This is a genomic window from Pseudomonas putida, from assembly GCA_041879295.1.
GTDB classification, from domain to species: domain Bacteria; phylum Pseudomonadota; class Gammaproteobacteria; order Pseudomonadales; family Pseudomonadaceae; genus Aquipseudomonas; species Aquipseudomonas putida_Y.
The window spans coordinates 3,897,966-3,911,193 of record CP047152.1 but is presented as its reverse complement, the minus strand read 5'-3'; the positions used below and the strand labels follow the sequence as shown (position 1 = coordinate 3,911,193).

Annotated in this window: 14 protein-coding genes; 8 read left to right on the top strand and 6 right to left on the bottom strand. The window is 62.4% G+C overall.

Going from position 1 to position 13,228, the window contains the following annotated elements; genetic code table 11:
• The first annotated feature begins 92 nt into the window (after positions 1 to 92).
• The 3 genes from GST84_18020 to GST84_18010 are packed head-to-tail and all read left to right on the top strand — an operon-like array spanning position 93 to position 3,336.
• Entirely contained in the window at positions 93 to 1,343 is a 1,251-nt protein-coding gene (locus tag GST84_18020; protein ID XGB14123.1) for a lipoprotein-releasing ABC transporter permease subunit, read from the top strand.
• On the top strand, positions 1,336 to 2,034 hold the full coding sequence (lolD, locus tag GST84_18015; GenBank protein ID XGB14122.1) for a lipoprotein-releasing ABC transporter ATP-binding protein LolD: 699 nt from the start codon (positions 1,336 to 1,338) through the stop codon (positions 2,032 to 2,034). Before GST84_18020 ends, lolD begins: the two co-directional genes overlap by 8 nt.
• 60 nt (positions 2,035 to 2,094) lie before the next feature.
• Positions 2,095 to 3,336, top strand: coding sequence for a lipoprotein-releasing ABC transporter permease subunit (locus GST84_18010; protein ID XGB14121.1), 1,242 nt, complete (start codon positions 2,095 to 2,097; stop codon positions 3,334 to 3,336).
• Between the two features lie 39 nt (positions 3,337 to 3,375).
• Here the strand turns inward: GST84_18010 and GST84_18005 are convergent, their stop codons facing one another.
• On the bottom strand, positions 3,376 to 4,728 hold the full coding sequence (locus GST84_18005; GenBank protein ID XGB14120.1) for a heavy metal sensor histidine kinase: 1,353 nt from the start codon (positions 4,726 to 4,728) through the stop codon (positions 3,376 to 3,378).
• The gene (locus GST84_18000) at positions 4,725 to 5,405 is read right to left on the bottom strand and encodes a heavy metal response regulator transcription factor (protein ID XGB14119.1); all 681 of its coding nucleotides are present in this window, start codon (positions 5,403 to 5,405) and stop codon (positions 4,725 to 4,727) included. Before GST84_18000 ends, GST84_18005 begins: the two co-directional genes overlap by 4 nt.
• A 202-nt stretch (positions 5,406 to 5,607) precedes the next feature.
• Here GST84_18000 and GST84_17995 point away from each other — a divergent pair, with 202 nt between their 5' ends.
• On the top strand, positions 5,608 to 6,135 hold the full coding sequence (locus GST84_17995; protein XGB14118.1) for a copper-binding protein: 528 nt from the start codon (positions 5,608 to 5,610) through the stop codon (positions 6,133 to 6,135).
• Positions 6,136 to 6,203: 68 nt separating this feature from the next.
• Entirely contained in the window at positions 6,204 to 7,034 is an 831-nt protein-coding gene (gene queF, locus GST84_17990) for an NADPH-dependent 7-cyano-7-deazaguanine reductase QueF (GenBank protein ID XGB14117.1), read from the top strand.
• A 32-nt stretch (positions 7,035 to 7,066) separates the two neighbouring features.
• On the opposite strand, the gene GST84_17985 is transcribed toward queF, so the two are convergent.
• The gene (locus tag GST84_17985; protein XGB14116.1) at positions 7,067 to 7,330 is read right to left on the bottom strand and encodes a DUF4404 family protein; all 264 of its coding nucleotides are present in this window, start codon (positions 7,328 to 7,330) and stop codon (positions 7,067 to 7,069) included.
• 122 nt (positions 7,331 to 7,452) lie between these two features.
• Positions 7,453 to 8,016, bottom strand: coding sequence for a phosphonoacetaldehyde phosphonohydrolase-related protein (locus GST84_17980; protein ID XGB14115.1), 564 nt, complete (start codon positions 8,014 to 8,016; stop codon positions 7,453 to 7,455).
• 201 nt (positions 8,017 to 8,217) lie between these two features.
• On the opposite strand from GST84_17980, the gene GST84_17975 reads away from it, so the two are divergent.
• Positions 8,218 to 8,925, top strand: a complete 708-nt coding sequence (locus tag GST84_17975; protein ID XGB14114.1) for a VacJ family lipoprotein — start codon at positions 8,218 to 8,220, stop codon at positions 8,923 to 8,925.
• Between the two features lie 34 nt (positions 8,926 to 8,959).
• On the opposite strand, the gene GST84_17970 is transcribed toward GST84_17975, so the two are convergent.
• The gene (locus GST84_17970; GenBank protein ID XGB14113.1) at positions 8,960 to 9,259 is read right to left on the bottom strand and encodes a PilZ domain-containing protein; all 300 of its coding nucleotides are present in this window, start codon (positions 9,257 to 9,259) and stop codon (positions 8,960 to 8,962) included.
• A 271-nt stretch (positions 9,260 to 9,530) separates the two neighbouring features.
• Between GST84_17970 and GST84_17965 the strand changes: the two genes are divergently transcribed.
• Positions 9,531 to 10,715, top strand: a complete 1,185-nt coding sequence (locus tag GST84_17965) for a SpoIIE family protein phosphatase (GenBank protein ID XGB14112.1) — start codon at positions 9,531 to 9,533, stop codon at positions 10,713 to 10,715.
• A complete protein-coding gene (locus tag GST84_17960; GenBank protein ID XGB14111.1) occupies positions 10,712 to 11,194 on the top strand; it encodes an anti-anti-sigma factor in 483 nt (160 codons plus the stop codon). The genes GST84_17965 and GST84_17960 overlap by 4 nt, the downstream gene beginning before the upstream one ends.
• A 75-nt stretch (positions 11,195 to 11,269) precedes the next feature.
• On the opposite strand, the gene GST84_17955 is transcribed toward GST84_17960, so the two are convergent.
• Positions 11,270 to 13,120, bottom strand: coding sequence for an alkaline phosphatase family protein (locus GST84_17955; protein ID XGB14110.1), 1,851 nt, complete (start codon positions 13,118 to 13,120; stop codon positions 11,270 to 11,272).
• Between the last annotated feature and the right edge of the window lie 108 nt (positions 13,121 to 13,228).

Here is a 13,228-nt window from a genome sequence, read left to right as displayed (position 1 = left end):
GCGAACCCAAGGTAGCGGCGGTGGTCCGAGTGTAAAGCCGCCGTAGGCGCCTCGCCACAAGGACGTTCCCTTTCATCCGAACAAGCCCCGACATGTTCAGACCTCTTTTCGCATTCATCGGCACGCGTTATACCCGTGCCAAACGTCGCAATCACTTCGTCTCGTTCATTTCCCTGACCTCGATGATCGGCCTCGCCCTGGGCGTGGTGGTGATGATCGTGGTGCTGTCGGTGATGAACGGTTTCGATCACGAGATGCGCACCCGCGTGTTGGGCATGATTCCCCATGCCACGCTGGAGAGCGGCCAACCCATTGCCGACTGGCAGGCCCTTGCCCAACAAGTAAAGCAGAATCCGCAGGTGGTAGCGGTTGCGCCGTTCACCCAGATGCAGGGCCTGCTGACCCATGATGGCAAGGTGCAGAAGGTGCTGCTCAACGGCATCGACCCCGCTCGCGAGCGCGAGGTGTCAATCATTGACAACTTCGTCCTGCAAGGCCGCCTGGACCAGTTGGCGCCGGGCGAGTGGGGCATCATGATCGGCGACAAGGCAGCGGCCAAGCTGGGCGTTGCCATCGGCGACAAGCTCACCTTCGTCGCCCCCGAGGTCAGCGTGACCCCTGCCGGCATGTTCCCGCGCATGAAGCGCTTTACCGTGGTTGGCACTTTCCACGTTGGCGCGGGCGAGATCGACGGCTACCTGGGCCTGACCAACATCAGCGACCTGTCCCGCCTGCACCGCTGGAAGCCCGACCAGGTCCAGGGCCTGCGCCTGAAGTTCGACGACCTGTTCCAGGCGCCGCGCGTAGCCTGGAGCATCGCCCAGCAGCTGGGCGACCAGGAATTCTATAGCCGTGACTGGACCCGTACCCACGGCAACCTGTACCAGGCGATCCGTATGGAAAAGGCCATGATCGGCCTGCTGTTGCTGCTGATCGTGGCGGTGGCAGCGTTCAACATCATTTCCACCCTGGTGATGGTGGTCAACGACAAGCGCGGCGACATCGCCATCCTGCGCACCCTGGGCGCCACGCCCGGGCAGATCATGCTCATCTTCATGGTCCAGGGCACGGTGATCGGGGTGATCGGTACCCTGATCGGCGCCGTGGTCGGGATCTTCGCGGCGCTGAACGTGAGCGCCGCGATCGCCGGCATCGAGAAACTGATCGGGCACAAGTTCCTCAACGCCGACGTGTACTTCATCGATTACCTGCCGTCGCAGATCCTGGCCCAGGACGTGTACATGGTCTGCGGTGCGGCACTGGTCCTGAGTTTCTTCGCCACCCTGTATCCGGCCTGGCGTGCGGCCCGCACCCAGCCTGCAGAGGCGCTACGTTATGAGTGAGTCGCGCATGAGTGATAAAGCCGTTCTGAGTTGCCGCAACCTGGGCAAGTCCTACGACGAGGGCCCGGAGTCGGTGCAGGTGCTGTCCGGGCTCAACCTGGAGCTGCAAGCCGGTGAGCGGGTCGCCATCGTCGGCAGTTCCGGCTCAGGCAAGAGTACCTTGCTCAACCTGCTGGGCGGCCTCGACCGGCCGACCCAGGGCAGCGTATGGCTGGCGGGCGAAGAGCTGTCGGCACTGGGCGAGCGTGCCCGTGGCCTGCTGCGCAACCGTGAGTTGGGCTTTGTCTACCAGTTTCACCACCTGCTGCCGGAATTCACCGCCATCGAGAACGTGTGCATGCCGCTGCTGATCGGCCGAACGCCCATCCCCGAGGCCCGGGAGCGTGCCGAGGCGCTGCTCAAGCGGGTAGGCCTGGGCCACCGCTTGAACCACAAGCCGGCCGAGCTGTCCGGCGGTGAGCGCCAGCGCGTGGCGATTGCCCGGGCGCTGGTCAACCGCCCCGGCCTGGTGATGCTCGACGAGCCGACCGGCAACCTCGACCACCATACCGCCCAAGGCATCCAGGAGCTGATGCAGGAGCTGTCCGGTGCCTCGCGCACGGCATTCCTGGTGGTCACCCACGACCTCAACCTGGCGCGGCAGATGGACCGCGTGTTGAAGCTCGACGATGGCCACCTGGTGGCAATCTGATCGACTGTCGGGGTGGCAAGTGCTGCCCCGTTTTCCTGTTTTCATTGGGTGATTTCGTACATGTTCAGACCCTTGCCCATCTTTATCGGTGCGCGCTACACCCGAGCCAAGCGTCGCAACCACTTCATTTCGTTCATCTCGATGACTTCGATGATCGGCCTGTCGCTGGGCGTGCTGGCGATGATCGTGGTGCTGTCGGTGATGAACGGCTTCCAGCGCGAAATGAGCTCGCGCATTCTCGGCCTGGTGCCGCATGCCGCCATCCTGGGTGTGCAGCCGCTGGACGATTGGCACAAGGTGGCCGACGCAGCCACGAAGAATCCGGCGGTGATGGCTGTGGCGCCGATTACCGAGATGGAAGGCATGCTGTCATACAAGGGCGCCATGCAGCCGATCCAGGTGGGGGGTATCGACCCGGCCGAGGAGGGCAAGGTTTCCATCGTTGGCCAGCACATTGTCCAGGGCCGCCTGCAGGACTTGCAGCCAGGTGAGTTTGGCGTGGTCATCGGCGAGCTGACCGCACGGCGCTTCCGCCTGAACACCGGCGACAAGCTGACCTTGATCGTGCCGGAAATCAGCAAGGAACCGGGTGGCATCACCCCGCGCATGCAGCGCCTCACCGTGGTCGGCATCTTCAAGGTCGGCGCCGAGCTGGATGGCTCGCAGGCCTATATCCATGTCGCTGATGCTGCCGAGATGCAACGCTGGGCGCCGGGCCAGGTGCAAGGTGTGCGCCTGAAGCTGCACGACCTGTATGCCGCTCCGCAGGTGTCCAAGGCGATTGCCGCCGGGCTTGGCGACGCCTACCGCGCCGATGACTGGTCGCATACCCAGGGCAGCCTGTTCAGCGCCATGAAGATGGAAAAGACCATGATCGGTCTGCTGCTGATGATGATCATCGCGGTGGCGGCGTTCAATATCATCGCCACCCTGGTGATGGTGGTGAACGACAAGGGGCCGGACATTGCCATCCTGCGTACCTTGGGCGCCACGCCGGCGCAGATCATGGGCACGTTCATGGTCCAGGGCAGCCTGATCGGCATTGTCGGCACGCTGATTGGTGGCGTATTGGGCGTGATTGCGGCGTTCAATGTCAGCCAGATTGTCGGTTGGCTGGAGCGGGTGAGCGGGCAGCACATCTTCACGTCGGATGTGTATTTCGTCAGCAGCTTGCCGTCGCAATTACAGTGGGGGGATGTGGCGATCATCTGCACCGCCGGCCTGGTGATGAGTTTCCTGGCGACCATTTACCCGGCCTACCGGGCGTCGCAGGTGCAGCCGGCGATTGGCCTGGCGGTTTGATGTTTGCCTGAGATCCTGGGGGCGTCAAGCGCCCCAGGGTTACCGAGCTTGAGTGAAGTCGATCACGAATCGGGTCCACCCACCGTCGCACTCCGCCCGTATGCATCCGCCATGGGCCTGCACGATCGACCGGGTAATCGCCAGGCCCAGCCCCGCATGCTCGCTGCAGCCTTCCCGCCGAGCCGGGTCCACCCGGTAAAACCGGTCGAACAGCCGTGGTAGCGCCGTCGGGTCGATAGCCAGCCCGGTATTGGCCACGTTGATCGTCGGCCCCGGCCCCAGGGTCACCTTTATCTGTCCTCCTGCCGGGGTGAAGCGCATGGCGTTGTCCAGCAGGTTGGACAGCGCCCGGCGCAGCATGTGCTGGTCACCCAGCAGCACGGCTTCACCCTCGCGCAGCATCTGCACGTCGCTGTCTTCGGCCAGTGGCGCGTAGTATTCCAGCAGCGCATCCACCTCGTCATGCAGCGCCAAAGGCGCGTGCCCCGGTACCAGCAGGCCGTGGTCGGCCTTGGCCAGAAACAGCATGTCGTTGATCATCTGCGCCATCCATTGCAGCTCTTCCAGATTGCCATGCAGCGCCTCGCGGTATTCTTCGAGGCTGCGTGGGCGGGTGAGGGTGACCTGGGTGTGGGTCAGCAGGTTGGACAGCGGCGTACGTAACTCGTGGGCGATATCGGCCGAAAACGCTGACAGGCGCTGGAAGGCATCGTCCAGGCGCTGCAGCATCGCGTTCATGCTGCTGGCCAGCTCGGCCAGTTCTTCGGGCATCTGCGCCACCGGCAGACGGGTGGTGAGGGAGCGCGCTGACACGCTGGCGGCCACCTGGCCCATCTGCCGCAATGGGCGCAGGCCGCTGCGGGCGGCCCAGGCACCCAGTAGTGCGGTGGTTAGCGCCGACAGGCCGACCGTCAGCCAGATCAGCCGTTGCATGCCTTGGAGGAAGTGCTGATGGTGGGTGATGTCGAGGTACAGGGTCAGTTGCGGCGACTGCATGGTGCCCGGCGTCAGGGGTACGGACAGGCTGCGGTAGTCGATGCCTTGTGTATGCAGGGTGGTCAGCCCGGTGTTCAGTGCTGCTTGCGGCAGCCCGCTGCGGCTTTCGAACCAGGTGGCGCCATTGCTGGCGCTGATACGCAGGGCCAGGTCGGCCTGGTGGCTCAGTTCATCGTGCAGGGCAGGCAGGCGAGCCAGAAGCTCATCAGCCGTGCTGACGCCAGCCAGTTGCGTACGGAACAATGACAGGCGCGAGTCCAGCAGTTGTTGGTCGAGCTCGATGAAGTGCTGCGCGCTGGCCCGGCTGAATAACAGGCCGGCGCCCAGCGAGACGGTGGCGGTGCAGGCGGCGAACAGCAGGGCCAGGCGGCTGCCGAGGGAAATCCGGCGCATCACTCGGTGCGCTCTTCAAGTACGTAACCCATGCCGCGTACGGTGTGGATCAGCTTGTTGGGGTGCGGGTCGTCGATCTTCAGGCGCAGGCGACGGATAGCCACTTCGATCACGTTGGTGTCGCTGTCGAAGTTCATGTCCCACACTTGCGAGGCGATCAGCGATTTTGGCAGCACCTCGCCCTGGCGGCGCAGCAGCAGTTCAAGGAGTGAAAACTCCTTGGCGGTCAGGTCGATGCGCAGCCCGGCGCGCTCGGCGCGGCGGCGAATCAGGTCCAGGCGCAGGTCGGCCAGGCTTAAGGTAGTGTCCTGGCTCGGGCTGGTGCCACGGCGCAGCAGGCTGCGTACCCGGGCCAGCAGTTCGGAAAAGGCGAATGGCTTGACCAGATAATCGTCGGCGCCCAGTTCCAGACCATGCACGCGATCCTCGACGGCGTCGCGGGCGGTCAGGAACAGCACCGGCGTATCCAGGCCAGCCTGGCGCACGGCCTGAAGGATCTGCCAGCCGTCGCGGCCGGGCAGCATCACGTCGAGGATCAGCAGGTCGTGGTCGCCGGTCAGGGCGAGGAACTGGCCGGTTTCGCCATCGGTAGCCAACTCGGTGGCAAAGCCGGCCTCGCTCAGGCCTTGGCTCAGGTACTGGCCGGTGCGGGCCTGGTCTTCGACGATCAGCAGTTTCATGCACTGTCCATAATCTGAAAGTTAGCGTAGCCAATGGGCGTTGTTTTACCCTGCTAGCACAGGGGCAATGTGATGGCTGAAATGATACGTGACGATGTGCCCGCTCGCCCAAGCTGACAAAGTTGTAATGTGCCTGTCAGGTAGCTGCCAGTCGCCCCCGGCTAATGTGGCTTCATCCCGATTGTGTAACCCCGGAGTCATCATGAAACACCTGTTCATTGCCGCCACCCTTGCTTTGGGCAGCTTGCCGGCTTTTGCTGGCCAGGCGCAGACCTTCGCCTTCGGCGAGCCTGCCCCGGCGGCCAAGGCCACCCGTACGGTCAACGTGGTGCTCAAGGACATCGCCTTCGAGCCAAAAAGCCTGCAGGTAAAAGCCGGCGAGACGGTGCGCTTCGTGCTGGTCAACGAGGGCAAGCTGCCTCACGAATTCAATCTGGGCGACAAGGCCATGCATGCCGAACACCAGAAGGAAATGGTCGCCATGCAAGGCAAGATGTTCACCGAGGCCATGAACCACGACGGCATGGATCACGGCAAGATGATGAACCACGGCCAAATGATGGGCCACGGTGACGGCCATGGTCACGGGGGTGGCAACACTGTGATGGTCATGCCCGGCCAGCGCGCCGAGCTGACCTGGACCTTCCGCCAATCGGCGCCCATCGAGTTTGCCTGTAACGTGCCGGGGCATTACCAGGCGGGTATGGTCGGGACATTGACCATTGAGTGACTGGCCCTGCAAGGCGGGGTGCAAAACCGGTAGACTAGAGGCAATTTCGAACCTCTAGGTCAGTTTCCATGCATCCCGCTGCCGAACATTCCCCGCTGGGCAAGTCCAGCGAATACATCGCCACCTACTCCCCGGAACAGCTGTTCCCGATCCCGCGTACTGCCAAGTGGGCCGAGCTGGGCGTTACTGCACAGACCTTGCCTTGGCAGGGGGTGGATTACTGGAACTGCTTCGAGCTGAGCTGGCTGCTGCCTTCGGGCAAGCCGGTGGTGGCGATCGGCGAGTTCGCCATCCCGGCTGATTCGCCAAACATCATTGAGTCCAAGTCATTCAAGCTGTACCTCAACTCGCTGAACCAGACGGTGTTCGCCTCGCTGGGCGAGTTGCAGGCATGCCTGCAAAAAGACCTGTCCGCCGCTGCCGGCAAGCCGGTGGGGGTGAGGGTTCGCACGTTGGCCGAGGTTGAAGCCCAGGGTGTGGTGGCTTTACCGGGGCAGTGCATCGATGCACTGGACGTGGCCATCAGCAACTACGAGCAGCCGCAGCCAGAACTGTTGCGCTGCAACCCGGAGCGGGTGGTGGAAGAAACCCTGCACAGCCATCTGCTGAAGTCCAACTGCCCGGTCACCGGCCAGCCGGATTGGGGCAGCGTGGTGGTCGAGTACAAGGGCAGGGCGCTGGATCATGCCAGCCTGCTGACCTATCTGATCAGCTTCCGCCAGCATGCCGACTTCCATGAGCAGTGCGTGGAACGGATTTACCTGGACTTGAAGAATCTGCTGCAGCCGGAGCACCTGACGGTCTATGCGCGCTATGTGCGCCGCGGTGGGCTGGACATCAACCCGTACCGCAGCACCGGGGCGATCAGCCCGGATAACAAGCGCCTGGTTCGGCAGTAATACAGGGGGCCGCTTTGCGGCCCCCCGCTATTTCAGATCCCCATGCTGTGCAGCGAGTTGGCTATGCTGCGCAGGGTGGCTGTGAGGTCGGGGTGGTCGGCCTCGAAGCGTTCGATCGCAAGGTTCACGCCGTCCACCAGGTTGTTGTCTGGCGTGGCTTCCTCAAGTTTCAGTTGCGCCTCGATCTGGCGCGCCTCTTCGTGCAGGGCGGCCAGCTCTTCTTCCGAAAGCGGTACGTTGCGGTCCAGTTGCTCGCGCAAGCTGTTCAGGCGCTCTTGCAATTCGCGGGCAGGCATTGGCTATTCTCCATCAATGGCTTGGCAAGCCATGGACCTCGGCGACGTGGCAAAGGTTCTGGCCTGCCTTCAGGGTAATCTACCTGCTGCCGATTTGCATGATCCGCGTCAAGGGTGCTGTATCAGGGTTTTTCACCCTTGCGTCGGCGCTGGGCGATGTCCTGCAGGCAGGTGTCCAGCGCTTCCAGATGGTCGATCACCGAGTGCACGCCAAGGCTGAACAGCGCCAGCGTCGCCTTGCTGCGCGCCAGGTCCTGCTCTTGCGGGCTCATGGCTTGCCATTGCGCAGAAGTGCGGTCGCATAGCGGGCTGCAGGCGGCCAGGCCTACCGTCCACAGGCCGGCGTTAAGGCCAGACTGCAGCAGGCGTGGGTCGCCGCTGACCAATACGCAGCCATCCAGGCGTTCGCTATCCAGCGCCATCAGTGCCTGCCAGCAAGCGTTTGGCGCTGGCCAGTGCACACCATTGACTGAATGCCCTGGCAGCCAGTCGGGTAGTACATGGGCCAGGTGCTCGCTTTGCGTGGTATTGAGGTCATCCAGCCAGATGCACGGCACTTGGCGCTGACGCAGGCTGGCAAGGGTGGCCAGGGCGCCGGGGGCGGGTGAGGGAGCGCCATTGGCGGCCTGCACCAGGCAGCCGCGCAAGCCGAACAGTACAGCAGTGAAGGCGGGCGCAGTGTCCATGGCAACTTCCCCCAAATGGTTCGAAGGCTATGCGTTGATTGTTACCGTCCTGTGACAACGGCCTCTGTGCAACAGTTGTTCACAAAATATTGAGCAAAAATGTGTAAGGCTGTTTATCAGCCCGCAAGTCTCTATACTGCCGCCTTGATAGCAGCGCGAACTGTTGCGCTTGCGGCCGAGAAATTCGATGGAGAAACACCTATGCGTAGGATCGGTGCCAGTGTGATCGAACGAGTCACCCAGGCCTGTGTCTGCGCCAGCATGCTGCTGGCGCCCGTGGCTGCCACTCAGGCCGCCACCGAGGAAGATCCCTGGGAAGCGGTCAACCGCCCGATCTTCCGCTTCAACGATACCCTCGACACCTATGCCCTCAAACCATTGGCCAAGGGCTACCAGGCGGTCACTCCACAGTTCCTCGAAGATGGCATCCACAACATCTTTCGCAACCTGGGTGACGTGACCAACCTGGCCAACGACTTGCTGCAGCTCAAGCCGCATGCGGCAGGCGTGGATACGGCGCGGTTGATCGTCAACACCACCTTCGGCCTGGGTGGCTTCTTCGATGTGGGTACCAAGATGGGCCTGCAGCGCAATGACGAAGACTTTGGCCAGACCTTGGGCTACTGGGGTGTGCCGAGCGGGCCGTATGTGGTCATCCCGCTGCTGGGCCCAAGCACCGTGCGTGACGGCGTGGCCAAGTATCCGGACACCTACACCAAACCCTATCGCTACATCGACCACGTGCCTACGCGCAACTCGATCTTCGCGCTGGACGTGATCGACACCCGCGCCAGCCTGCTCTCGGCCGAAAAGCTGATTCAGGGTGACAAGTACATCTTCATTCGTAACGCCTACCTGCAGAACCGCGAGTTCAAGGTGAAGGATGGCGAGGTCGAAGACGACTTCTGATCTGTGAACCTGGGGCCGCAATGCGGCCCCTTGTTCAATGCATGGCCAGAATCCGCAGCCCGAACTTCTGCTGCCCGCCCGGCTGGTCGGCAATCCACACCACTTCGGTGCTGGCGTGCAATCCCTTCAGTGCCGGATGGTCGGAGTCGATCCGCACCTCTATGCGATCACCCACCAAAAAATGCTGCGGCGCCTGTACCTGCATGCCGCCGCTGGACAGGTCCAGGCACACCGCCGCAATCACCTGGCCTTCGTGCAAAAGGCTGATCTCGGTGTCGATGCGCATACGAATGAAGTCGCGTTTCTCGCTGTGGCTGGAGGGCGTGTGAGGCATGCTGCATCCTTCCCGTCGGGTTGCGCTGGTCGACTTTCTTATAACTCCCGGTGATTTGCCCTGTAAAGAGCAGCGAGGTCGACCCCTGCATGCTTGAAACCCCTGCCGGATGGGAGTACCGTCTGCGCCTTACAAGGTACCTCTGAACAGTTGCCGGGCAGGTGTTCTTGTCCTACAACTCAAGTAGAGTGTGACCATAAAGAATTCCCGTAGCTGGCCGTCTGCCTTGCCGACACCGCTGCACCAACCTAAATCGGCGCCGTTCGCCCACATGCAGAAAACCAGTGCAACGCTGCTGATCATCGATGACGACGACGTGGTCCGTGCTAGCCTCGCCGCCTACCTTGAAGACAGTGGTTTCAGCGTCCTCCAGGCCGGTAATGGCCAGCAGGGGCTTCAGGTCTTCGAAGAACACCAGCCCGACCTCGTGATCTGCGATCTGCGCATGCCGCAGATGGGCGGCCTCGAACTGATCCGTCAGGTCAGCGAGCGTGCGCCGCAGTTGCCGGTGATCGTGGTGTCCGGTGCCGGCGTCATGAGTGATGCGGTGGAAGCGTTGCGCCTGGGCGCCGCCGACTACCTCATCAAGCCGCTGGAAGACCTGGCCGTACTCGAGCATTCGGTGCGCCGCGCCCTCGACCGCTCGCGCCTTGTGCTGGAAAACCAGCGCTACCGCGACAAGCTCGAAGCCGCCAACCGCGAACTGGAGGCCAGCCTGCACCTGCTGCAGGAGGACCAGACCGCCGGTCGCCAGGTGCAGATGAACATGTTGCCGGAAAGCCCCTGGGTAGCCGGCGAGTTTGCTTTCGAGCATCAGATCATCCCGTCGCTGTATCTGTCGGGTGACTTTGCCGATTACTTCCGCGTGGACGAACGGCGTATCGCCTTCTACCTCGCCGATGTTTCCGGGCACGGTGCATCATCAGCGTTCGTCACCGTCCTGCTGAAGTTCATGACCACGCGGCTGTTGTTCGAATTCAAACGTGGCGGCAAGATGCGCGAGTTCAAACCTTCGCAGGTGCTTAGCCATATCAACCGTGGGTTGATCAACTGCAAGCTGGGCAAGCATGTGACGATGGTGGGCGGGGTGATTGACGAAGACACCGGCCTGCTGACCTACGCCGTTGGCGGCCATCTACCGCTGCCGGTGCTGTACACCCCCGAGCACACCCGCTACCTGGAAGGCCGTGGCCTGCCGGTAGGGCTGTTCGATGAGGCCACCTACCAGGACCTGGTGGTGGAACTGCCCCCGCAGTTCAGCCTCAGCCTGATGTCCGATGGCATTCTGGACCTTTTGCCGGGTGATACGCTCAAAGATAAAGAAGCCGCCTTGCCGGAGATCGTCAAGGCAGCAGGTGGCAGTCTGGATGGGCTGCGTCAACGATTTGGATTGGCTACGCTTGGGGAGATGCCGGATGATATCGCCCTATTGGTGTTGAGCAGGAACCTTCAATGAGTACCGGTAGAATTCAGTTCGCCGAGCAGAGCGGTACCTTCGTACTGAAATTCGTTGGTGAAGTGCGCCTGACCCTGTGTTCGGCGCTGGATGCGACGATCGAGAAGATTTTCACTGCGCTGAACTTCTCGGCGATTGTCATCGACCTGACTGAAACCGAGAGTATCGACAGCACCACGCTGGGCCTTCTGGCAAAGCTGTCGATCCTGTCGCGGCAGAAGGTGGGTCTGCTGCCGACTGTGGTGACTACCAATCCAGACATTTCACGGTTATTGCAGTCGATGGGCTTCGATCAGGTGTTCAACATCGTCGATCGGCCGATTCCCTGCCCCGAATGCCTGACCGACCTGCCGTCGCAGGACCAGAGTGAAGAGGTGGTGCGTTCCAAGGTGCTGGAGGCGCACAAGATCCTCATGGGCCTGAATGACTCCAACCGCGAAGCCTTCCATGACCTGGTCAATGCGCTGGAGCGGGGCTGATCTATAGCCTGTGCCGGCCCATCTGCGGGTTTGCCCGCGAAAGGGCCAGTAAAGGCAGCCGATTTTTCGCTTTATCTATTTTCTGCCAACGAACTCAGTCGCTTCATTCCCGCCTGCATCCAGCTGATACACCCGCGCCGGCCGCCCCTGTTCATCAAAGAACACCTGTCCCAGCCCCGCACCATTCCACAACCGTTCCCCCGCCTTGCTATGGTTCGGCGTGCGCGGCACCACTTCCATCTCCCGGCGCTTGGTAAACCAATTCAGTGGTGAACGCGGCGCGTACAACCAGCGGTTGAGCCGGTCGAGTACATCCAGCAAACGCCGAGGGAACTCGTTCTTGATCCCGCTACTGGTCACCTGCCACAAGTGCGGGCTGCGCTGGCGGTGGCGAATCAGCACCTCATACACGAACGAGTAATGCACATCCCCCGACAGCACCACGTAGTGCCCCGGTGTGCGCGAGTGGCGGAAGATATTGAGGATGACCTGTGCTGCACCGCGGTGGGCCATCCAGTTCTCGGCATCCACCAGCAGCGGGTAGCCCAGCCAGCTGAACACCTTCTGCACCGTTTCAATCAGCTTCACCCCGAAAATCGGCGCAGGTGACACGATAACCGCCGAGGGATGATCGAGCAGTGCTTGCTGCAATTCACTCAGCGCTTCCCAGTCCAGCAGGCCGGACGGCTTGGCCAGGTTGCTTTCGCTGCGCCAGCGCCGCGTACGGGTGTCCAGGACCAGCAGTGGTGGTTCTGTAGGCAGGCTGAACTGCCAACCCTGGAAGCGCAGCAGCTCGCCAATCAGCTCATCCTGGTTCTGGCGGGTCAGCACCTGGCACTGTTTGATCAGCGGATTGCAATCGTCCGGGTTGTTGCCCCAGGCCTGGCAGAGCAGGTAGCCGAGCAAGGCGTTGCCAATGATCCTTCGCGAAAATGGGTGGCCGTAGGCCGTTTCCTCCCACTGCGCCGAGAGGTTCCAGTCGTCGGTGATGTCGTGGTCGTCGAAGATCATCAGGCAGGGCAGGTGGGCCATCACCCGTGCCACCTGACCTAGATTGTCGGCAAACCCCTGAATCAGCGGCAGCTCATGCCGGTATCGGGCTTGATGCTCGTCGCTGAGCCCGCTGGGGATGCCCAGGTCCACCAGCTGCCAAGGCACCGGCGACCACACCAACAGGTACATGGCCATGACTTCGGCCAAGGTCACCAGATGGTTGTCGGCGTTGCTGGACGAGAAGATCGGCTTGCGCTTGCCGCCGAAAAAGCGCTCGCGCAGGGTGTCGTTGCGCTCCAGCGCCGGCAGCAGGTCGGCGCGGTGGTAGTAGCTGGCCGGGTGCTGGTACAGCGCCTGGCTGTCGGCTACCACCGCACCCTCCAGTTGCTCGTCGAACAGGCCCAGGCGCGAGATCAGGCTATGAATGGCGCGCAACATGGGGCCAGCAACATCGTCGGCGTAAACCTGGTCGCCCGTCATCAATAGCACGGCGGGGCGGTCTTCGGGCCTCTTGCACGCCTGCAGCAGGCGGTCGGCGCACAGCAGGCCATCGGCCGCAGGGTGGTGCGGCTTGCGGCAGGAGCCGTGCAGCAAGTGGTCGAGGCGCTCATGCAGCACCAGGCTCGGGCGTGGGTTGCCGGGGTAGAGCAGGTGTGGGGCCCAGTCGGCGATACCCTGGCCGTTGATCAGCAGGTCGTAGTCGAGCAGCTGGTTGCAGGGCAGGGGGCTGGCGAATTGGATGTCCAGCAGGTGAACGTAGGCATGCCGGCCAATCGGCACCACCTGGCAATCGACTTGGGCCTCGCTTGCCAGGCAGACGAACTCGGGCTGCAGCGGTTGGGTAGTGACCAGCCAGACGGCCAGACGCTGGGGTTCCAGGCGGCGCAGTACCGGGCCGGCGAGAACGAGGGGCAACGGGTTAGGGGAGGTCATCGACAGCTCGGGTGGCTATGGCGGCCTGTTCGCGGGCAAGCCCGCCCTCACCTCGATCGGTGTAGGAGCGGGCTTGCCCGCGAACAGGCCCGAGAATTCAATACACAA

What these genes read in the sequence shown, in the direction of transcription:
- GST84_18020 (XGB14123.1), top strand. Translation starts at nt 93, where the DNA reads ATGTTCAGACCTCTTTTCGCATTCATCGGCACGCGTTATACCCGTGCC.
- lolD (XGB14122.1), top strand. Translation starts at nt 1,336, where the DNA reads ATGAGTGAGTCGCGCATGAGTGATAAAGCCGTTCTGAGTTGCCGCAAC.
- GST84_18010 (XGB14121.1), top strand. Translation starts at nt 2,095, where the DNA reads ATGTTCAGACCCTTGCCCATCTTTATCGGTGCGCGCTACACCCGAGCC.
- GST84_18000 (XGB14119.1), bottom strand. Translation starts at nt 5,405, where the DNA reads ATGAAACTGCTGATCGTCGAAGACCAGGCCCGCACCGGCCAGTACCTG.
- GST84_17995 (XGB14118.1), top strand. Translation starts at nt 5,608, where the DNA reads ATGAAACACCTGTTCATTGCCGCCACCCTTGCTTTGGGCAGCTTGCCG.
- queF (XGB14117.1), top strand. Translation starts at nt 6,204, where the DNA reads ATGCATCCCGCTGCCGAACATTCCCCGCTGGGCAAGTCCAGCGAATAC.
- GST84_17985 (XGB14116.1), bottom strand. Translation starts at nt 7,330, where the DNA reads ATGCCTGCCCGCGAATTGCAAGAGCGCCTGAACAGCTTGCGCGAGCAA.
- GST84_17980 (XGB14115.1), bottom strand. Translation starts at nt 8,016, where the DNA reads ATGGACACTGCGCCCGCCTTCACTGCTGTACTGTTCGGCTTGCGCGGC.
- GST84_17975 (XGB14114.1), top strand. Translation starts at nt 8,218, where the DNA reads ATGCGTAGGATCGGTGCCAGTGTGATCGAACGAGTCACCCAGGCCTGT.
- GST84_17970 (XGB14113.1), bottom strand. Translation starts at nt 9,259, where the DNA reads ATGCCTCACACGCCCTCCAGCCACAGCGAGAAACGCGACTTCATTCGT.
- GST84_17965 (XGB14112.1), top strand. Translation starts at nt 9,531, where the DNA reads ATGCAGAAAACCAGTGCAACGCTGCTGATCATCGATGACGACGACGTG.
- GST84_17960 (XGB14111.1), top strand. Translation starts at nt 10,712, where the DNA reads ATGAGTACCGGTAGAATTCAGTTCGCCGAGCAGAGCGGTACCTTCGTA.
- GST84_17955 (XGB14110.1), bottom strand. Translation starts at nt 13,120, where the DNA reads ATGACCTCCCCTAACCCGTTGCCCCTCGTTCTCGCCGGCCCGGTACTG.